The following is a 22,676-nucleotide window of genomic DNA, read 5'->3' on the forward strand; positions in this document are numbered from 1 at the left end:
CAAATAGGTTTTGTTACATCTTGAGCAGTAAAACTTAAATCTCTTATTCCATACCGATTCTTAATTAGCATTTCATAATACAAATAGGATACATAATTTTTGTTGTTTTGTTCTGTGATAGGGCTCTTGTTTTTATGGTTAAATTATTTTCTGTATTTCAACTTATTTTAAATTTGTTTTATATCAATGACTTGTGTTTAATTTCTTTGTTTTTAAATGTAAGGTATTGGTATTTATAGAGAGGTGTATAACATTTATTGGATTTAATTTGTGTTACTTTTGGGTGGTGTGTTGTTTTTGTGTTTTTTATGTGGCAAAGCCTTCTTATTGTTAATGACATTATTATAAATACTTCTTTTCTTCTTTTTTTATTCATATGCCGCAAACTATCCAAACTTTATTTTTAGCCTTTTATATTTAAATTCCATTAGCGTAAGGTTAATAAAAATTAGCTTTAACATTCTTTAATTATAATTAGTCATTGTTTTTTAATGTTATTTTTATTTTTTCATTAAAATAATTGCAGCAATTATTTTTAAGCTTTTGCTTTGTCATTGGATTTATTTCATTTATTAAGAAGCCGCTTGAATTTGATCTAAGTTAGGTTATTTGTAAACAGTCATCATTAAACATGATTCTAATCACATACTTCTACTATTGTAATACAAATAAGCATAACTCTGTTATATGGTCTACATAATCTTATTAACTCTAAAGGACATCAATATGGATTTTAATTTATTAGTAGTAGGAGTTTATTTCCTATTTCTCATTGCCATTGGCTGGATGTTTAGAACATTTACAACCAATACAAGTGATTACTTTCGTGGGGGCGGTAACATGCTCTGGTGGATGGTAGGTTCAACTGCCTTCATGACACAATTTAGTGCTTGGACATTTACTGGTGCAGCCGGTAAGGCATATAACGATGGTTTTACCGTAGCGATTATCTTCATGGCTAACGCATTCGGTTACTTTATGAATTTCGCCTATTTTGCTCCTAAATTCCGCCAACTACGTGTTGTAACGGTAATTCAAGCAGTTCGCCAACGTTTTGGTAGTAAAAATGAGCAAGTGTTTACTTGGACTAGCATGCCAACCAGTGTTATTAATGCTGGTATTTGGTTAAACGCACTCGCTATCATTGCTTCTGGTCTATTCAACGTTGATATCGAATATACTATATGGGCTACTGGACTTGTAGTATTAGCAATGTCTGTAACAGGTGGCTCATGGGCGGTTATCGCATCTGACTTTATGCAGATGGTTATCATCATGGCAGTAACTATTACTTGTGCGATTGTGGCGCTTAATCTTGGTGGTGGTATTTCAAATATCATTGATGGTTTTGAGCAAACACGTGAAGTAACCTTCCTTGTTGGTACGCAGATTAACTACTTAAGTATCTTTGCTATATGGTCATTCTTTATTTTTGTTAAGCAGTTCAGTATTACTAATAACATGCTTAACTCATACCGTTACCTTGCAGCAAAAGATTCAAAAAATGCTCGTAAAGCTGCACTATTAGCTTGTGTCTTAATGACTATGGGTCCATTAATTTGGTTCCTACCAAGTTGGTTCCTTGCATCTACTGGTGTTGATTTATCAGCTATGTACCCTGACGCGGGCAAAAAAGCAGCTGATTACGCTTACCTATACTTTGTTGATGAGTACATGCCTGCTGGTATGGTTGGTTTACTTATTTCAGCAATGTTTGCGGCGACAATGTCTTCAATGGATTCAGGTCTAAATCGTAACTCAGGTATCTTTGTTAAAAACTTCTATCAAGTTGTAGTTCGTCCTAAAGCAACTGAGAAAGAGTTAGTAACTTGTTCTAAAATCACCTCGACTGTGTTTGGTTTAATTATCATTGGTGTTGCATTATTCATCAACTCTCTTAAAGGTTTGAGCTTATTTGATACGATGATGTATGTAGGAGCCTTGATCAGTTTCCCTATGACAGTACCTACGTTCCTAGGTTTCTTCATTCGTAAAACACCGGACTGGGCTGCATGGGCAACACTACTAGTGGGCGCTTGTGTATCTTACTACGTTGGTTTAGTTATCACTGCAGGAGATATTCAAAACTGGTTTAATCTAGATACTGCTTTAACGGGTCGTGAATGGAAAGATCTTAAAGTTGCTCTTGGTCTAATCGGTCATATTGTTATTACTGGTGGTTTCTTCATCTGTACGATGGCGTTCTACAAACCTTTAGCAGAGCATCGTGAAAAAGATATCGATACTTTCTTTAATAACTTAGCAACACCTTTACATAATACGTCTAGTGCTCAAGCTCACCTTGATAACAAACAACGTACAATGCTAGGTAAATTAATTGCGATTGCTGGTATTGGTATTATGGGAATGTTCTTCTTGCCAAATACATTTAGCGAAAGTTTAATCTTTGTTTTATGTGGCGGTATCGTGTTCGCTATAGGTCTACTACTAGTGAAAGCTGTTAGTGTTGTTAATGAAGATGATGATGACGATAATAACGATAAATTGCCTGAATTGAGCTAATTTCATTCGTATATAATTTTAATCTTACTTTCTAATATAAAGCGGTTAGTTTATCTAACCGCTTTTTTTTTGCGTTAAATAAACGCTGCTTTAACTTCAGTTTTACATCCGCTATCACCTTAAATCACTCGTTTGCTGTTATTTGAAACAAACCTCATGCCTCTATTTATATCGGTCTCCATCAAGATACAAAAATTAGTTAACGCTTCGGTGAGTCGGTTCAATAAACATAAAGATCTAACGGATTAAATTGTTGCTTTATTACCCTTTTATAATAGGAATAAGGATGTGTGCATCACGGCTTGCCCTGTGGAACACTAACTCTTATTTTAAATATAGGATGACGTTGTAATATTCGATAAGCACTAAGTAAGCATTAAGCACTGAGAATTAGGTATTTAAATAAAATACCTGTTTTACACTTTCAGATGGAAAGTTAATGCACCAAATGCCCAAGGCACATCATGCCACATCGCATGATGTTAGAATTGATGATTGAATCATGCCTATTGATTGGTAACCGGTATATAAGTTATGGGAGGGCTAAAAGCTTAATAATCTTTATGAAAATGTATGCAGTAGATTAAAGTTTTGCTAATTATCAACATCTTGAGTACTTTGATACAGTCGAGAAGAGGGGGGATAAAACCTGTTACTGATACTCTATGTGTAACTAGCTCAATAACAGGTTGTTCATTTCAATATAATAAATATTTTTTAGCTTAAAGTAAGTGACTTATCCTGAAAATCTTGTTATTAATTAAGGGTTTAATGCTGATTATCTAAATAATAAAAAGTGGCCTGAACAAACTCATCATTCTCACCGGTATTATTTTGGTTGTAGACACCCGCTTTAAAATACATGTATTGACCAGCTTGATCATAACCGCTATTTGTCATATTAATAGAGGCTGTTACCTCTGCTTTATCTTCTCGCATAATAGTCACGGTTAAGTTATTACCAACGGCTTTAATTTGATAAAAGAATTTTTCATTGAGTTCGATACCATTACTTGGTTCGCTAGCGTTGTCACTTCTACTACCAATCATTTCCACCCAAACTTCGTCGCCTGTTCTTGGCTCATGGGCAAAATAGATAGCACCTTTGCTATGTCCTGGCAATAAACGATAATATAGTCGCACCGGTTCGTCATCATTGGCGTGTATTTGCCCAATGACAACTCGGCCAACTTGATAATCAGCTCCCGTTGTAGTGACGTTATTAACCGCTAAAGTAGCATTTAATATACCATCGACCGCACCCGCTTTAGCTTGCTCGCTATTAGGAGCCGTTGAGAAAACCCAATTATTTTTATTAACACCTTGGGTATCAATATCGGTATTTTCTTCACGCAACATCTCACGTAATTCGGTACGCGTATAAGATGTGTTGGTAGAGGTTTTAAAACCATTAATATAATCTTTAAAGACCATGCCACCATCGATGCCGGTATAAAAATAGTCGCTCGACTCGTAACCATCGCTTAATTCACCTTCTTTAATCGAGTCCGCCGTACCACTGTTGTCATCATCAATGGGCACACTCAAATACCAATCATTTAAGATGAAGTTATCAGAGGGTGGTAAAGAGGGGTTTAAGGTTGCTATTGGTAACTTGTTATTATAAATCAGGCTTTTAAATTGCACGATACTATTACCATTTTGATATTGGTTGTAGACACCTGCTTTAAAATAACTGTAAAAGTCAGACCAGTAACTAATATCAAAATCTACTTTTTGATAGTCATCAACGTTGATGATTAATTTACTGTCACCTACTTCTATTCCAAACTTAGTTGGGCTATTAGCATTGTAATCAGCTAGATAATAATAGTTATATGAATCGGGGCAGTTAGCATTGTAATTCGGGTTGTCTTGATTTTTACATTCTAATGCATTGGTTTTAATGATCGCCCAATATGCATTCTTGTAAGAATCACCTGTACTATCGTCGCTACGGTTTTCTCCATCCCAAATTATGCGCAACAAAGGATGCGATAAAACGGTATCATCGGTGTCCCCATTTTTACCTTTATTATGCACTTGTAATAAAGTTATCTCTTGCCCGTCATTACTTTCTATTACCGACTGAGTGGGATTAATGGGCAGTATTTCGGCACTTAATGTATAAGTCTCACTGTTGTCACTTTTAAAGTTGTCTATAAAGCGTAATTCCGAACGGTTACTTTCACCATTCATTTCAAAAGTAAGCCAGCCTGATTTTTTATCAATATAAAAGTAATCATTATCGTAGTATTGATATTGGCCTGCTTTTACTACATCACTTTTTGTTCCATCGGATGGTTCACTCTGTTGTAAGTTTGCCATTTTAAGTGCATTGATATATTGCGGGTAATCATAAGGGACGCCGGTATATGAGGCATTATTACCTGAACTAACAGAAGTGGTTTTTGTGCTACCTCCACTTCCACCTCCTCCACACGCGACAAGGAATACAGAGAATAAAGCGGTACTGACTAATTTATGTTTCATTGTGGAATTCCATGTTCATGATAATCGATAGAGAGGTATATATTTTGAGGAAGAATATTTTTATTTTTGCATCTGATTAATAAAGCTAGGCTTTATATTTATACATTTCATGCATATAAAAGATGCTGTATTTTTAATTGTGAGCTTATGCCCCCTAATTAGGAGGGCATAAGCTAAGCCTTATAAACCGAACAAAGCTGCTCGTTCTATAACTTGTGCTTCAGTTAATGCAACGTTCCAAGTTGCAATATTGTCTAGATCTCCATCTAAGTTTTTATCTGAACTGCCAGAACCACCGCCAACGATAAATTTATCAGTTGCTTCATTTTCGACTGGGACAAAGTTAACATCTTTAGTCACTTGCTCTACACCATTAATATAAATAGTTAAAGAACCATATGTCCCTGAATCTGCCGCATCTGCATCATATACTGTGACGATATGGCTCCAAGAATTTGTTGCTAATGGTGATGATGTAACGGCCTCTGTGGATTGATTTTGTCCATCGATAACACCACCATATATTTTAAACTTAACGACACCCTCATCGGCATCAGAGCTTTCTATGTAAGTTTTGAATCCTAAATAGTTACTGGTATTAGCGTAATCAATTAAAGCTACATCGCTCGCAATCGCACGGCTTGAAAGATTTATAACCGCTTCTAAAGTAAATGAGCCTGTAATTTGATCTGCACCAGAGCCTTCTGTGCTTGTGTAAGATAAATATGCATAAGGTTCTGAGCTTTCTTCTTCAAAAACTGAACTACCTTGAGCAAGATTTAGCGCCATATTTTCAGCTGAAGTTGCACCTGCTGTGTTTGATATTACATTTGTATCATTACCTGACCCTTTAAGTGGAGTGGTTGCTGAACCGCTGTTAGCATATGATCCTGACGTAAAACTAAATTCATCCAGTGCAGTAGGGAAATCTCCTGCTTCCTCTTCATTCTCTTCATCTGCTTCAGACCCTGCAACAACTGCTTGTAATCCACTATAAACATCGCCATCACCATCAAGTGATTCGCCAACGATATAACCTGATTCGAAGTCATCTTCAAAGACGGTCGTTGCCATGGCTGTATCAGAATAAATTACAATATTGTCAACAATTGAGGTTTTAGCTGCTACTTTAGTATTTGACCCAAGTTTAACGCCGAAATAGGCAACACCCGATGCAGTAGTATTGTTATAATCACCCGTATAAATCTCTGTATTATTTAAAGATAGGGCGTACTGATTCGTTGTCGCATCCCAAGTTATTTTGAAATTGTTTGTATCACCTAATGTGTGCTTCACTGTTAATGTGTTAGAAGCCGAACCTGCAACTCTCGTCACAATTCTGCCATCAGACTTTAAAATTACGTCAGCAACCATGTTTGATGTGGAATTAGTCGAGTCATATAGACCAATTGAGAAGTCTTGATCTTGACCCGTTGGATAAATCACATCAATACTTATAGCGCCACTAGTAAGTTCATTGGTAAGATTATCAACAATGCTATATTTCAAGAAACCCGCACCATCATCTGAAATACTTAGTGTATCTGTAATTGCTGCATAAAGGTTTGCCCCACTTTCACCATTGCCTTCATTACCTTCACTAGCTTCGCCATTATCAGCAATAGTAGAGCCTTTGAACTTTAGATCTTCACCACAACCAAAAACTAAAGCTGCACTTAAGGTAACGACTGCTATTTTAGATAATTTGAATTTTTTTCCATTTTTATTGATGTTCATATTTAATCCTTTAAATCATTTAATATTATTTTTAACCTGCTTATTGTTCGATAATTAGACTAGAGGGGCAATTTTTCCTTATTGATAAAATGATCTCGCTCTCATTAGTCGCTTTTTATCAGCGGTAAAGTCGATCTATACAGCATTTCTCATTCTCTATTTGTATGTTTAATAGGGTGGGTTTTAGGCATTTTAAATTGTTAATAATTTTTTAAGTTAGTTTTTATAACTAATTATTTCAAAAAAACTTTACGAATTATTTTATTTTTATTGTTTATATTCATTTGCTTATGAGTATGTTTTTTATTTTCCTTCAAATAAATAGAAAAATAGAGCTATTTGTCCTTTATTCATTATTTATCGTTTTGTATTAATAATTGCTCGGGTGGGTGGAGTTAAAGGTGGGGTAATGGATATCAGTAATTATTTTAGTTATCGGTTGTCGACTATCGGTTATGGATGAGGCTGATGGTGCTCAGCTATATTGATAAAAGTTATGTTTAAAAAAGTAAAAATGAATAAGGATTCAACTGAACATTACTTAATCTCTATCTTCATTTTGTCTCTAACTTCTAATATTTTTAACTGGTTACACAATTCAGCCTGACATACGTGGTTAAGCCCTTTTTAAAGCTGAATAGTTTTTAGTGAGATAGCGCGAATATTTAAAGTGCTAGATAGCTGCTATCAATAGAGATTGGGGCATATTCTTGAGGTGTGTGTTGAGGTATCTATTAAGGTGTAACATTAATGAATGATAATAAAACGGTATCGATTAAAATAAAATTGTATAGATACCGTTTTAATTTATAAGTTTTTTAACTCATGTCTATGAAGTGTAACCATGAACTATGTGTTTAACGCATAGTAACAAACTCTTCTGAGCCCGTAGGGTGTATTGCAACGACACTATCAAAATCTGCTTTAGTCGCGCCCATCTTCATTGCAACAGAAAAGCCTTGTATCATTTCATCAACCGCAAAACCGATGCCGTGTAAGCCAACAACAACTTCATTCTCTCCCGCACAAACTAGTTTCATTTTACAAGGTTGACGATGTTGAGTGACGGCTGTGTACATAGCAGTAAAGCCTGACTGGTAAACTTTCACATTTTTCTGGCCATATTGTTCAATGGCTTGTTGCTCGGTTAGCCCAATAGTACCAATCGGAGGGTGACTAAATACCACTGTTGGAATTAAATCATAATCCATTTTTGCATCGGGTTTGTTGTTAAATAAACGCTCGGATAATTGACGCCCAGCTTTTACTGCAACAGGTGTTAACTCAACACCGCCTTCCATGATATCTCCGACACAATAAATGCCAGGAATATTAGTTTCTTGGTATTGGTCAACTTTAATGTATCCAGCTGCATTAGTTTCAACGCCAGTTACTTCAAGGTTAAGCGTGTCAGTAGCAGGGTGGCGACCAATCGCCCAAATTAAAGTATCTACATTGTGGCTTTGACCATTTTCTAGTTCAAGTGTCAGGCTACCATCTGCTTCTTTGGTGATCTGTTTTGGCGTAGAGTGGGTATGTAATGTAGGACCTTCAGCGGCCATTACTTCAACTAAGGTATCAACAATAAGCGGATCAAAACTGCGCAATGGCGATTCTTTACGTACAAAAAGATGTGTTTCTGTACCTAATGCACTTAATACACCGGCTATTTCAACGGCAATGTAACCTGCACCAACAACGGCTACGCGTTTAGGTTGTTCGGTAATATCAAAAAAGCCATTAGAATCAATACCTAGCTCAGCACCTGGTACATTAGGAATGCTAGGGCGGCCACCAGTTGCAATAGTAATATGTTTGGCAGTAATTTTTTCACCATTAACTTCAACGGTGTTTTTATCTACAAAAGTAGCAAAGCCTTTAATGACTTCTATTTTATTATTACCTAATACACGGTCATAAGACTCATGGATTCGACCAATATAAGCTTGACGATTTTCAACCATTTTAGCCCAATTAAAGCCTTTTACATCAAGATCAAAGCCGTAATCAGCAGAATATAAGTTAATGGCTTCAGCGACTTGTGCGCCATGCCACATGACTTTTTTCGGTACACAACCAACATTGACACAGGTGCCACCTAAATCTTTAGCTTCAATTATCGCTACTTTTGCACCATACATTGAAGCGCGATTAGCTGAAGCAATACCGCCACTGCCGCCGCCGATACAGATGTAATCAAAATCGAATTGTTTGTTGCTCATGGAGTACCTCATTAATTGTTCAGGAGTAATATGGTTAGGTAGTAAGACTTATTTTATTACCTTTTTATGAATAGTAAGTTACAGCATTGCAGCAAAAAACTATACCGCTTGTATTGAATTTTGCGTTTTATGAAGACAAATTTTTGTATGTTAAATATGTATTTCCAGTATTCGTGGTTAAATTGTGTTTGGCTTAAAAGCTAATAATGAAAAAACTATTTTATGGTTTTTAGCTTTTAACCTTAACTTCTTTACCCTTCGTGACTTCGTGGTTAAACGGTTTTGATTTAAAAAAACAAACGACCACGAAGCGCTACGCTTCACGAAGGACACGAAGAAAATCTAATGATTAAGAATAAGTTTTTTATATTTTTAGCCGTTGTCTTTAACTTTTTTATTCTTCGTGTCTTCGTGGTTAAATAGTTTTGATTTAAAAAAACGACCACGAAGCGCTACGCTTCACGAAGGACACGAAGAAAATCTAATAATAAAAAAGCTCTTTTATGTCTTTTACTTTTTTCTTAAAAACTAAGCGTCAGTAACCGTTTGATAAGCCCATGTTAGCCAAGGCGTTAAAGCTGCTAAATCGCTTTGCTCAACGGTACTACCACACCAAATACGTAATCCACTTGGTGCATCTTTATAAGCTCCAATATCAAAAGCGACTTCTTGGTCGGCAAGTAACTTAATAAACTGTTTCAACTGCTTATCAGATAGATCTACCGAGAAACAGACACTAGTATTAGAGCGAATGCTCTCTTTTTCTGCTAAAAAATGAATCCATTCATGGGTCGCTACAAATTCACTTAATACGGCTAAATTCGCTTGAGACTTTTTAATGCAAGCATCAACACCACCAATCGATTTAACCCAGTTTAATGCATCTTGATAATCTGCTACGCATAACATTGATGGAGTATTAATGGTCGCGCCTGTGAAGATACCATCAATTAACTTTCCACCTGCTGTCATTCTAAATATCTTAGGTAATGGCCAACTCGGAGTGTAACTTTCTAAACGTTCAACAGCACGAGGGCTTAAAATAATTACACCGTGAGCTCCTTCACCGCCTAATACTTTTTGCCAACTAAAGGTCGTTACATCTAATTTTTCCCAGGGCATTTCCATTGCAAATACAGCAGAAGTTGCATCACATATAGTTAAACCTTCTCGTGCATCGCTAATAAAGTCTGCATTATCAACCTTGACACCTGAAGTGGTGCCGTTCCAAGTAAAGATGCAATCATTTTCAGCTTTCACTTGGCTTAAATCAGGCAACTGTCCGTAATCTGCTTTAATTTCATTTACGTTTTCTAGCTTTAGTTGTTTAGTGATATCTGCATACCAACCTTGTCCAAAAGACTCCCAGTAACAAATGTCCACTGCTCGAGGGCCTAGCATCGACCACATGATCATTTCCATTGCACCAGTGTCTGATGCTGGCACAATCCCTACACGATAGCCTGCTGGTAAGTTTAATAGCTCAGCAGTATCGGTGATCACTTGCTGTAAGGCCTTTTTTCCAATATCGGAGCGATGTGAGCGGCCTAGTGTTGACTGGTCTAATTTCCCTAGGTCATATCCTGGTCTTTTAGCGCAAGGCCCTGAAGAGAAGTTAGGAGTGACGGGTTTAATCAGTGGTTTGGTGCTCATGTCGTTAGGTCCTTTTAAAGAAAATATCTTGAAGGCTATAAAAAGTAATGCTATTTGTTGAAGCTGTACAGTATTATTTTCGTTAATGTTTATTTAATGACCGCTGAAGTGAAATAATAAGGTAGGTGCTTATGCGCTGTTTGATGAAGGCTTGGCATGATAATGAATACGCAATAAAAAGTGGCAATAAAAAACTGGTTGATAAAGCAAACTGGTAATCAAGATCAAGCCCAAGATCTATTACAAGATACCTTCATCAAAGCCCTGCAACACAAACAAGTATTTTGTACTATTGACGATGCAAAAAGCTGGTTATAAAAACGGTGTTGCAACTGCTGAAGTATTAGAAAAAATAGCGACCACGATGGGAGTTGCGATTAAATTATAAAAATCATGGGTTTACAAGAAATTATGAAAGCGGGAGTGATCACTACACCTGCTATTTCCATTGATGGTAAGTTAGTACATTCTGGTTCTGTTCCTGATCAGAAAACGACGGCAGCTTTTTTGAGTTAAATTAATAGCAATGCTTGTTATGTTGATTGCTTTAAAGGTTAAGTATTTTAATTATTGATTGTTTTACAGTCAGTTGGTTGATATTCATGAAAAATTACTTTACTTTAAAATTTGCTTAGGTATTATCCGTCTCGTCTGCAGGGGTGTAGTTCCAACGGCAGAACGACGGATTCCAAATCCGTATGTTGGGAGTTCGAATCTCTCCACCCCTGCCACATTTTAAAGCCTCGACTTATGTCGGGGCTTTTTCATTTCTAGTTTTGCTATTTCTTTTGTTACTCATTTAATAAACATGTTCCCCTAAAAAGCGAAGCTATAAGAAACAGTAAAGATCGTTGCGCTATAATTACTTGATTTATATTCAGATGGAATATCAAATAGATTTGAAGCATCATTGACTTGCACCAGCATTACTTCTGCTTTTAATGCACTCAAAGGGGTAAAGTGGTAAGAGGTGCCTAGTGCGATTGAAAACTGATCATAGCCTTGATAAAAGTCCGCTAAAATATGTTGCGATGTATTAATCTGCTGCGTTTGCATGTTGCTAAAAATGCCATTAGGTATCTGATTATTATCTATTTTTGTGTAGGTATTTAAGGTGTCATTTTCGGTTTTTATTTGAGAATAAAATAGGTAAGGGGTCCACTTATTGATTTTTTTTCGTAATGATATGTATCCAGAGAGAGTATTAAGACCAATATCAAGATCATTATTTTTTCTTAATATTATCTCAGAGGCTAATCTAAAATCATTACCTAGGTGTATATCGGCCCCTAAATTAAAAATAAACATATCATAGCTACTTACCGCAACTGCGCCATCATTGGGATCATTATTATAAAATCCGATATCAGGTGTTATCGCTTTGTATCCAACTTCCTTAAGCCATAGGCTAGCACCATCATTTTTGATAGTGGCCATATGCAATCCCGCTAGGTAAGTGTTTTCTGTTGTCTTATAGGTAATCGATGTACCGATCAGATCCATTGTTACTTTATTATAAGTTGCACCTGTGGAGTATGAGTTATCAAGGTCATCACCAATATAATATCGCCACTTATGTTTTGCTCTACCTGCATAGGCATCAATAATAAGCTCACTATTAGCAAATGCATAAGTATTGCTAATTGAAGCTCCTAATACGTTATAAACAGGTGATTTTGAATCAAATTCGGCAGGTAGACGAGCATAATCATAGGTGACGCCCACGTCTCGATTTACGGAATTAAGATAACCTGGAATAGGCAACATGCCTAAATTAATAACCCATTCATTATTAGGGCGATAAGATAAAAAAGCCCATGTCAGGGCTGGGGCAATGCCATTTTCTTGTGATCTATCTGCTGCTAATTTAGCTTGCATTGTTGCAGTCAATTTAGGTGAAAATTGTATGTCTAGCTGTCCCGCAAGAAGGCTATCTCGTGAAAATGTTCCTTCATTATCAATATATTGCATATATGAATAAGGTTTATCTGATATTGCATAACCTACTGTCCCAAAAGCTGAGAATGTATAATTAATTGCTGCACTGGCATTGCCATGAAACAAGATTGCAATACTGATTGCTAATAGTATTTTTATCAACAAAATCCACTCCAATTGGATGTATAATTTAAGTCCGTTTTATTACTTCAAATATGCTTTAACTTTTCGTTTTCATTATCTGTTCTAATTATCTGTTCTAGTTATCTGTTTTGATTTTTAGTTTGCTGAACGCATTCATTGCCGCATTGAGTCGCGACTGTTGATTTTTTTGATTAACACTTAGAATTTTTTCAATAGTTTAAATGAGTTAGCTCTCAATATCACTGTTTACTAATGATTTTTATATCCTTAGGAAGTGTGAGTAGGTTGGTATCGATATAACCAATTGCGCCGGGAGTCTCGACAATAAAATCAAGTGCTGAGGTGACCGATAAGAACTCTTTCGGAGGCGTTCCTTTACCAATGAAGCGCCTTACTGTCCAATAAGCTGCGTATTTATCTTCATCCTGGGATAAATATTTTTGTAAAAAACGTGCTCTTAATGGATTTGATGGATCTTGGTTAATAGGAATGACCGAAATACCATTGATTTCAATTATTTTACCCGTATAAAGTCGACTGATAATACGCGCATCAAGATCTGTAATATCCGTTTGATAGGAAGTAATCATGACAACTTCTGCTTTAACGGAGATAGATATCACAAAGGTTAATAGCAGGGAGATAAGTGTGAAGTGTTTATTTTTCATACATTCTCCCTAAAAAGCAAAACTATAAGAAATTGAAAACACAGTCGCACTATAATCCTGGGAGGCATTGCCTGAAGGAATATCGAAAAGACTAGAGGATTTATTGACTTGTACCATCATTATTTCAGCTTTCAATATATTAACAGGCGTAAACTGATATGACGTCCCTATCGCAATAGAAAACTGGTCAAAAGCTTCAAAGGAATCTGCAATAACGTGTTGTGAAGCGTTAATGTTGTTAAATGAAGGTACTTGGTTATTATTAATTTGAGAATATTTTTTCAAATCAGCACTGTTTGTTTTGATTTGAGAATAGAAAATATAAGGTGTCCAGTTATTAATTTTTTTCTTTAATGACACATAGCCTGAGATGCTATTAAGCCCTGTTTCTAAGTCATCTGAATTCCTCACTGCCAATTCCGAGGCTAATCTAACACCATCACCAAGGTAGATATCTGCACCAATATTGGCGATATATAAATCAAAACTGTCGACTGTTAAAGTGCCGCTACCTTCATCTGTATTATAATAACCAGAACCTGGAATGGCATCAGAATAACCTACATTTGCATCCCATGAATTGCCATTTCTTTTCTTTATTCTTGCTCTGTGTAAACCTGCTAAATAGACATTATCGGTAGTTTTGTAAGTGATTGATGCACCTATTACTTCAACATCTACTTTATAATAATCAGCTCCTTGATTGATGCTGTTTTCAATACTCTCGCCGATATAATATCGATAACTCGCTTTAGTTTTACCTGCGTAGGCATCAACAATAATTTCACTATCGGTAAGAGTGAAAGTTTTATTAATTGAAGCCCCTATAAAGTTATAAACAGGAGATACTGAATCAAATTCGCTAGGGAGGCGAGCATAGTCATAGGAAATACCTAGATCTCTATTTACCGAGTTTAAGTAGCCAGGGATCTGTAGTTTTCCTAATCGAATTAGCCAGTCATTGTTTGGTCGATAAGATAAAAAAGCCCATGTAATACTTGGTTCAACACCATTTTCTTGTGAGTTATCTGCTGCTAATTTTGCTTGTATTGTTGCACTAAATTTAGGATTAAATTTAATGTCTAGTTGTCCCGCAATCAAACTGTCCTTAGCAAAGGAACCTTCATTATCTATATGTTGTACATATTTAAAAGGCTGGTCTGAAATGGCATAACCCAATGTGCCAAAGCCTGAAAAATCATAACTTATTTCAGCTTTAACAGAGGGTATAAAAAGCGATGACATCAATATAATTGTTATCAGTCCTTGATAATAATAAAGATACTTTTTACTCAACTTTCATCCTTAACATATTGCTTACCATTAGATTACTTCAATTCATCCATGAACTTCTAATTTACTGTTCAACTATACTGTACGTTGGAGATTGATCTTAGTGCCTAGAAGTTATTTGCCTTAGTTGTTGATTATTTTATATTTTGTATGATAAATAATATTAATATATACCTAAATAGAGGTGTTTAACAGGTGTTGAGTCTATCAAGAGATCCCTTTAGTGCATTAATGTGAAGTTAAAAATATAAAATTAGTTGATACTAATGATTTAAGCTTTCTGTATCAGGCTTTTATTTATTCTTCGTTTGCAGTGGAGTCGTTAGTAATGACCTACTGGTTTATTATTTTTACAGAGCTAGGGACAGAAATTAAATCGGTGTCGATATAACCTATTGCACCGGGTGTTTCAGCAACGTAAGTAATAATATCTGTTACTGATGCAAATTCTTTAGGTGGGGTTCCCTTGCCAATGAAGCGTCTCACTGTCCAATATGCTGAGTATTCATTTTCATTCTGTGACAAATACTTTTCTAAAAATCTATTTCGTAAAGAAGTTGTCTGCGTGCTATTAACAGGTATCACGGAAACGCCTTCAATTTCTATTACTTTACCCGTATAAATTCGACTGATAATACGCGTATTGAGCTTTGAAAATACTGTTTTATCATTGCCTATTATTACTAGCTCTGATTGAGCAGGAGCGGAAACAAAAAGCATTAATATGAGTGAGGTAATAATGAGTCCTTGATTAGTCATTTGTCACCTCCTAAAAAGCAAAGCTATAGGAGAGAGAAAATATTGTTGTCGAGAAATCACTACTTTCATTCTGAGATGAAACATCAAATAGACTTGATGTTTGATCAACTTCAACAAACATTATTTCAGCTTTTAATACACTCACTGGGCTAAAGCGATAGGATGTACCAATGGCAACAGAGAATTGGTCATATGCTTGATAAATATCCGCTATAACATGTTGTGATGCATTGATTAAGCCTGCGTAAAGAGTTGCACTTGGGACTTGATTACTATCTATTCGCTGATGTTTCTTTAAATCATTACTGAATGTTTTAATCTGTGAATAGAAGATATAAGGAGTCCATTTATCTATTCTTTTCTGTAGGGAGACGTAACCTAAAACACCATTTATACCAATATTGAGATCATTAGTTTTTCTATATACTAACTCTGAAGCTAAGCGAAGGTCATTACCAAGAGAAATATTTGCTCCAATATTAGCAATATATAAATCAAAACGATTGGTTACAGAGGCTCCACTGCTAGGAAAATTGTTATAATACCCGATATCTGAACCCGGTATAGTCTCTTTGAATCCGATCTCTTTTAACCATTCTTCACCTCCTTCATTTTTTACTTTTACTCTATGGATTGCTGCAACAAAGGTATGTTTAGGTGTTTTGTAACTAAAGGCCAAGCCTGCAAGATTAATTTTCACTTGGTTATAGCTGCTGCCTTGAGTGTAAGCACCTGGTATCTCATTACCAATATAGTAGCGAAGATCTGTTGTTTTTTTACCAGCATAGAGATCTATAGTGAAGTCGCTGTCATCAAAGTTGAATGTTTTACTAATTGCAGCTCCTGTGAAGTGATATATGGGAGAGGTTGAATCAGCTTCTGCAGGTAAGCGGGCGTAATCATAAGTGACACCCACATCTCTATTGACTGAGTTTAGGTAACCAGGTACTTGTAATTCGCCGATACGGAATAGCCAGTCATTGGTTGGGCGGTAAGATAAAAAAGCCCAGGTGATATCAACATCCACTCCGTTAGCTTGTGAGTTATTGGCTGCGAGTTTAGCTTGTATTGTTGCACTTAACTTGGGAGAAAATCTAATGTCGAGTTGCCCTGCGATTAGACTGTCTCTTGAAAAAGTTCCTTCGTTATCAATATATTGAAGATATGGTGAGGGATTATTTGAAACAGCATAACCTAGGGTACCAAAGCCTGAAAAATCATAACTTATCTCTGCGTTTGCATTGTTATGATAAAGCATAGCCAGAGGTAACATTTTAATTAGGAGTTTGTAATGAGAAAGACTATTGATAGCCAAGTTATATTTCCAACATAAATTATTTAGTCCACTTATTGATATCAGTATTTCACAGAATCGTATTCTTTTTTATCTACTCTGTTTTGTGTTGTAAGGGTTTAAATTTAAAAAATTTATGAGTCATTTAGCTTTTGTAAGCACTTATCATTCATTATATACCCTATATTAACTATATATTAGACCATTTTATTTTTTTTATTTGATCTTTTTGGTTGTTAAATACTTATTAGAACGGGCATTTAATTTTTATTAACATTCTTAGTGACTTACATCGATATCTAAAATTTTTGAAAATAAAAATATGTCACTTTTTATTCTCAAAAGAGTTCGCCTAGTTGTAGTCTGTATTGCCGGAGTATTTATGCGGGAGAATAGGGTGATGCTTCACGTATTACGTTACCGCATCACCTAATGGGGTTTTTAGTTAATAATCATTTCAATTTTTAGGTTGGAGAAAAAAGAATAAATTTTGGCTATTTAATTCATTGATATTAAAGTTATTCATTTTACCTCCATTATTCCGCTTTCAGTTTAGGTGTAACAGCGATAAAAAGGTGAATCAAAGTAGTACGCTTTAATCATCTGGCCAGTTATCTATGATTGATATGCATTGATCTTCAATTACAAATAAAGCTTCAACAATTTCAGGGTCGAAATGATGGCCTTTACCTTTAGCAATTATCTCCATTGATTGCTGATGTGAAAAAGGTTCTTTATATGGGCGAGCACTGCGTAAAGCATCATAGACATCGGCGACAGCCATTAACCTAGCCGCTAATGGGATATTATGACCTACTAATGCTTCTGGATATCCTGAACCATCCCATTTTTCATGGTGATACAGTGCGATATCCATAGCATAACTGAGTAGTTCACCTTGCCCACCCATTAAGCCACTGGCTTGTTTTAGAATGTCATAACCACGTTGTGAATGAGTTTTCATTATTTCAAATTCAGCCTCTGTATGCCTGCCTGGTTTAAGCAAAATATTATCTGGTATGGTTATTTTACCGATATCATGCAATGGCGATGACTTGGTGATCAAGTTAATGACTTCAGGTGTTAATGTAGATGCATAATGAGGTAATTTAGACAGCTCCTCTGCTAGTGACCGAACATATTCCTGTGTGCGACGAATATGGTTACCTGTGCACTCATCTCGAAACTCTGCAAGCGAGACCATCACATATATAGTGGCATCTTGTAGTTGGTTCACTTGAGCTAAACGTCGTGACACTTCTTTTTCCAACCAAGTGTTATTATCAAGTAAATAACTTTGCCAAGCTTTCAGCTTAATATGCGTATTCACTCTCGCCATCACTATTGAGGGGCTAATAGGTTTATGTATAAAATCTACGGCACCTAATTCAAAACCATGCTCTTCATCTTCTACCGACACTTTAGCTGTTAAAAATATGATAGGGACGTGCTGTGTTATTTCACTTTCTTTTAGGCGAGTACATACTTCATAGCCATCGATATCTGGCATCATGATATCAAGTAATATCAAGTCTGGAGGAGAAGCAAGTGCAAGTTCAATCGCTTTTTTTCCATTGTTAGCCGCTACAATCCGATATTTATCTTTTAGTAAGCCCATTAAAAGGGTTAGATTTGCCGGTGTATCATCCACAATTAAAATAGTAGGTTTGTCATTTAACCCTGTCATTAATACATTCCTTCTCTATTTTTATATTCTTGTAAGTGATTTAAAGCACTATCAAATTCAAAATTATTGATGCATTGGTTAATTTGTAAAAGAGTTTTTTCAGGTAATACATCTGTTAATAGTGGATAGTTTCTATTCCATTGTTCGATAACTTCTACATCGCTCTCTAAAAGTAGACGCTCTAATAATATAAGTACATCGTTAATTGCAGTTTTTGTTGAAATATTTTGAGGTTCACTATCAAGCTGTATTTTTTTTAATTCGATTAATAATGGGGTTAATTCAGTGAGTAGTTTATTTAGGATCACTGTCGCCGAAGAGTAGCTTGCATGTTTACACACTTGCTCAAGCTCAACGGCAGGTTGAGTCAATTGATTAGCACCTATTGTTTCCGTTAACCCCTTTAAGGAATGAGCCATTAACTCCGCGTTCTTCCAATCTCTTGCTTCTAATAATAATGTAAACCTTTCAGGGAAATTTTTGAAATCGTTGAAAAAGTTAACTAACACTTTTTGGTATAAATCAGTTCTTCCGGCTGAATTTTTTAATCCCTGGGCGGTATTCAACCCTACAATAGGAGCAAATGTGTCCTTGTTATTGATTGTTTCATTCGTTTTCACTGCATGGGGCAACAGAGTCATTTTATTATGCAATTCATAAATTGTGGCGTAGAGTAATTCGGGAATTATTGGTTTTGATATATGTCCGTTCATGCCATAAAGACGGCTTTTCTTAATATCTTGCTCCATCGCATGCGCTGTCATCGCCACAATAGGCAAGCCTGCAAATTCTTGATGTTCTCGTAATAATTTAGTCGCTGCATAGCCATCCATGATAGGCATTTGCAAGTCCATTAACACGATATTATATTGCGTTATTTTGCCATTTAATATTTTTTGTACTGCTTCTTGCCCGTTATTTGCAGTATCAATTAACGCGCCCTTCATTTTTAATAATTCTATCGCGAGCTGTTGATTGGTTTTATTATCTTCTACTAATAAAATCCTAATACCCTGTAGACTTAATTCGCTTTTAGTTGAATCAGACTGAGTGAATTTGCTTTCTAAAGCGGTAATGGAGTTGAATACATTCTTCAGCGTAGTCGGCAAAATAGGTTTAGATAATAAATATTCAAGTGCATATTTTGTGGCTATTTTATGCATATTTCCATATTCATTGGCAGACATCATAATCAACTTAGTTTTCTCTAAATATCTTTTCTCGCAGTGGGATTGTAAAAACTGCTTTCCTGAAATATCTTTATTAGTCCAATCAAAAAAGACTAAATCATAAGGTGTTCCTGCATCATATTCATTTTGTATCATGAGAAGGGCTTCAAGGCCGCTGTCGGTCATTTCAATGTCATGCTCAACCTCACTGCCGACTTCAAGTTGTTGCATCATTGCTTGTAGAAGCAACCTTGATTTTTGTTGTTGATCAACAATTAACACGCGTAAATTTGCAACGTTGATTTGGTTATGGCAAAGAGGCTGCTTTTCTGGTAAATCAAATTTTGCGCTGAATGAAAAAATAGTTCCTTCATGTGGCGTGCTGTTAACCTTTATTTCTCCATCCATTAACTCGATTAAATTCTTTGTGATAGCAAGGCCTAAACCTGTACCGCCATACTTACGTGTAGTTGAGCTATCAGCTTGCTCAAACTCTAGAAACAACCGACTCACTTGCTCATCTGTCATACCTATACCAGTATCCTCCACTGAGAAGTTAAGTGTAGTTTGTGTAGCGGTGTTTTCTACCGTTGAGATAGTGAGTTTAATGTAACCACGTTGAGTAAATTTAATCGCATTTGATAATAGATTATTTAATATTTGACCGAGTCTAATGGAGTCGCCAATAAGCACTTTAGTGTCATTCAATAATGAATTACCTTTTATCTCTACTAACATTTCAATGTCTTTTTTCGCTAAGCTTTGCTTGACCAAGGACAATGAATTGGTCACCGTCGTTTCTAATTGAAATGAGGTTTTTTCCAGTTCTATTTTGCCTGCTTCTATTTTTGAAAAGTCTAAAATATCATTAATAATATTAAGTAAGGATTGTCCCGCATTATGAATCGTTTCTATGTAATTGGCTTGTTGTGAGGAAAGTTTGGTATTCAACGCTAAGTAGGCCATACCGATAATAGCGTTCATTGGCGTTCTTATTTCATGGCTCATATTCGCTAAAAATATCGATTTGGCTTGTGTTGCTTCCTGTACTATCAGGTTTGCATGTTCTAATTTCTTTTGGCTTATGTTTCTATTATCTATATCTTTGCCAATGGATTCAGACATGTGGTCCAGCGTTTTTCCTAACGTTAATAACTCTTCTGCCGCTCGCATTTTAGAAACGCGTGTCGAATATTGCCCCGCTGCTAAACATTCAGCGACTTTTGAAAGTAAACTTATAGGGTTTAAAATAAATTGCCTAAACAACAGGTAAATAAGAAAAATGAGGATAAAGGTTAATAGCAAACCGATACTCGCTTTTGTTATTAAAGTATTTAAAAGTGTGCTCGCTTCCTGTACTGCATTATCGGTTCGCTTTTGTACTTGTTGTGATAAGTTGAATAAAGCGTGTGAGAGTGTGGCTTTTTTTGCGTTATACGTATTGCTGTATATTAATTTATTCGCATACTCTACATTCGGTTCTCCGTCAGAAACATATTCATTAGCCTTAATGTCATATAACCCCTGTGTGCTGGCAAAGGCTATTTGTTCAACATTTTTTAATGTTTCGAGTGCCTTTAAAATCTCTTGAAGTAATAGCAATTCTTGTTGAGTAAAGCCTAAGCCTTTCATTTTTGTGGTTAACGAAATACCTCCTTGTGTTGCTAATGCAGTGTGAGGTTTCCTTTCGGCAATTACGTCTGCCCAATATAATGACGGGATATAGTTGTCAGGTGCATGCCTAGTGCCATTTCGAATTGCAATAATATCGTAATAATAAAAAAGATAACGTGTTTCACTGGTCGAAATAAAAAGCCTAACCAATTGCGCTAGCTCGTTAGTTTCTACTTGTAATCCATTGGTGAGGCTAATAGATGCTTTACTATGTTGTTGTGTTTGTATCAGATTGTTGTAAGCTTTTTTCACTTCCAAAGTGACATAATAATTTGCACAGAGGATCAGTGAGAGAAACAAGGAAACATAGATAGATGCTTTTGAAAGTTTCATGTTTGCCTAGATCCTCTTTAAGCACATTTTTTAATAATATTAATGGCTGATTAATGTTAATAGTGGTTACTGTTAGTATGTCTTGAATGCTCGAAAGATCATCATGTTAGAGTCAATTGTAGTGATAACGGCGCTCTTTTATGAAAAATAGCTTTGCAATAAAAGTCAAATATAACTGATTTATTGTCGATTGTTACAGGTCGTTCATTACTTTAAGTAAGCAACAAATCAGCTCCCTCAATTCATCGTAAAATGTCACTTATGTCTATTTTTTACCTCTTGATAGTTAATAGTAGGCTTTTTACTTCATTTGTACATGATCAAATTAATAAATACTGTGATTAAACATTATAATATCGAGCTTTTTTTTCTACGAATAGAGTGTTGATTATGTGATGGGCATAACTATTTTATGGTATATTATTTATCAAAAGTAATTAAATAAAACAGGAATAATATTATTATGATTGATTATGTCGCGACTTTTATTTTCTTGTTTGCAGTTATTGACCCGATTGGTACGGTTCCTGTGTTTATGGCTGTTACTAGTCATTTTGACCATAAAGAGAAACGTAAAGTAGCGCTAAAAGCGACAGGTTATTCAGCTGTTATTTTGCTTTTTTTCTTAGTCGCCGGTGAATTTATCCTGACCTCTATTGAAATTCCTCTCTCTGCTTTTCAAATAGCGGGAGGGATAGTACTGTTTTTGTTTGCTTTATCGATGATATTTGGAGAGAGTAAACCAGATATTGAACTTAAGATGTCAGCCAAGCAAAATGAAGCTGCCATTTTTCCCATCGCGACCCCATCAATAGCCAGTCCAGGCGCGATGCTAGGCATTGTCTTATTAACTGAAAATTCAAGTTATAGTATTTGGGAGCAAACTCAAACCGCGTTAATTATGCTTCTAGTCCTGTTGATTACAATGTTACTGATGTTAGCGGCGAGCCAAATACACCGGGTTATTGGCAATGCGGGTGCGAGCCTTATTAGCCGAGTGATGGGCATGATATTAGCCTCCGTAGCGGTGGCCAATGTCCTAGCAGGTATCAAGCAATACTTTTTACTTTAATTTTTTGCTCGTATGAA

Annotated in this window: 15 protein-coding genes and 1 tRNA gene; 5 read left to right on the top strand and 11 right to left on the bottom strand. The window is 35.7% G+C overall.

The window, feature by feature from the left end:
- Positions 1–726 precede the first annotated feature (726 nt).
- Positions 727–2,523, top strand: coding sequence for a sodium:solute symporter family transporter (locus tag MT390_RS11105; protein ID WP_166371712.1), 1,797 nt, complete (start codon positions 727–729; stop codon positions 2,521–2,523).
- A gap of 768 nt (positions 2,524–3,291) precedes the next feature.
- On the opposite strand, the gene MT390_RS11110 is transcribed toward MT390_RS11105, so the two are convergent.
- From MT390_RS11110 to MT390_RS11125, 4 genes are all read right to left on the bottom strand, one after another.
- Positions 3,292–5,016 carry a polysaccharide lyase family 7 protein gene (locus tag MT390_RS11110; protein WP_499441151.1) on the bottom strand — a complete coding sequence of 575 codons (1,725 nt, stop codon included), beginning with the start codon at positions 5,014–5,016 and terminating at the stop codon, positions 3,292–3,294.
- Positions 5,017–5,196: 180 nt separating this feature from the next.
- Positions 5,197–6,753 carry a LamG domain-containing protein gene (locus MT390_RS11115; protein WP_499441153.1) on the bottom strand — a complete coding sequence of 519 codons (1,557 nt, stop codon included), beginning with the start codon at positions 6,751–6,753 and terminating at the stop codon, positions 5,197–5,199.
- 857 nt (positions 6,754–7,610) lie between these two features.
- On the bottom strand, positions 7,611–8,975 hold the full coding sequence (gene gorA / locus MT390_RS11120) for a glutathione-disulfide reductase (protein WP_499441155.1): 1,365 nt from the start codon (positions 8,973–8,975) through the stop codon (positions 7,611–7,613).
- 528 nt (positions 8,976–9,503) lie between these two features.
- Positions 9,504–10,628, bottom strand: a complete 1,125-nt coding sequence (locus MT390_RS11125; RefSeq protein WP_299664393.1) for a phosphoserine transaminase — start codon at positions 10,626–10,628, stop codon at positions 9,504–9,506.
- A gap of 180 nt (positions 10,629–10,808) precedes the next feature.
- On the opposite strand from MT390_RS11125, the gene MT390_RS11130 reads away from it, so the two are divergent.
- From MT390_RS11130 to MT390_RS11140, 3 genes are all read left to right on the top strand, one after another.
- Positions 10,809–10,946, top strand: a complete 138-nt coding sequence (locus tag MT390_RS11130) for a sigma factor (protein ID WP_166371717.1) — start codon at positions 10,809–10,811, stop codon at positions 10,944–10,946.
- A 75-nt stretch (positions 10,947–11,021) separates the two neighbouring features.
- Complete coding sequence (locus tag MT390_RS11135; protein ID WP_499441158.1) at positions 11,022–11,144, top strand: thioredoxin family protein; 123 nt, start codon at positions 11,022–11,024, stop codon at positions 11,142–11,144.
- A 139-nt stretch (positions 11,145–11,283) separates the two neighbouring features.
- Positions 11,284–11,359 (top strand) — tRNA-Trp (locus MT390_RS11140).
- A gap of 85 nt (positions 11,360–11,444) precedes the next feature.
- Here the strand turns inward: MT390_RS11140 and MT390_RS11145 are convergent.
- From MT390_RS11145 to MT390_RS11175, 7 genes are all read right to left on the bottom strand, one after another.
- A complete protein-coding gene (locus tag MT390_RS11145) occupies positions 11,445–12,731 on the bottom strand; it encodes a hypothetical protein (protein ID WP_499441159.1) in 1,287 nt (428 codons plus the stop codon).
- 218 nt (positions 12,732–12,949) lie between these two features.
- Positions 12,950–13,378: a hypothetical protein gene (locus MT390_RS11150; RefSeq protein WP_166371719.1), complete on the bottom strand. Its 429-nt coding sequence runs from the start codon at positions 13,376–13,378 to the stop codon at positions 12,950–12,952.
- Between the two features lie 9 nt (positions 13,379–13,387).
- Positions 13,388–14,674 (bottom strand): hypothetical protein, encoded by a 1,287-nt coding sequence (locus MT390_RS11155; RefSeq protein WP_499441161.1) that lies wholly within the window; start codon positions 14,672–14,674, stop codon positions 13,388–13,390.
- Positions 14,675–15,004: 330 nt separating this feature from the next.
- On the bottom strand, positions 15,005–15,430 hold the full coding sequence (locus MT390_RS11160; protein ID WP_299664403.1) for a hypothetical protein: 426 nt from the start codon (positions 15,428–15,430) through the stop codon (positions 15,005–15,007).
- A gap of 10 nt (positions 15,431–15,440) precedes the next feature.
- The gene (locus MT390_RS11165; protein WP_499441163.1) at positions 15,441–16,745 is read right to left on the bottom strand and encodes a hypothetical protein; all 1,305 of its coding nucleotides are present in this window, start codon (positions 16,743–16,745) and stop codon (positions 15,441–15,443) included.
- A gap of 574 nt (positions 16,746–17,319) precedes the next feature.
- Positions 17,320–18,411 (bottom strand): response regulator, encoded by a 1,092-nt coding sequence (locus tag MT390_RS11170; protein WP_499441164.1) that lies wholly within the window; start codon positions 18,409–18,411, stop codon positions 17,320–17,322.
- Positions 18,411–21,587, bottom strand: a complete 3,177-nt coding sequence (locus MT390_RS11175; RefSeq protein ID WP_499441166.1) for a response regulator — start codon at positions 21,585–21,587, stop codon at positions 18,411–18,413. Before MT390_RS11175 ends, MT390_RS11170 begins: the two co-directional genes overlap by 1 nt.
- Positions 21,588–22,050: 463 nt before the next feature.
- Between MT390_RS11175 and MT390_RS11180 the strand changes: the two genes are divergently transcribed.
- Positions 22,051–22,659 carry a MarC family protein gene (locus tag MT390_RS11180; protein ID WP_166371725.1) on the top strand — a complete coding sequence of 203 codons (609 nt, stop codon included), beginning with the start codon at positions 22,051–22,053 and terminating at the stop codon, positions 22,657–22,659.
- The last annotated feature ends 17 nt before the right edge of the window (positions 22,660–22,676 follow it).

The organism is Vibrio sp. 2-Bac 85 (genome assembly GCF_037546705.1).
Classification (GTDB): Bacteria; Pseudomonadota; Gammaproteobacteria; order Enterobacterales; family Psychromonadaceae; genus Psychromonas.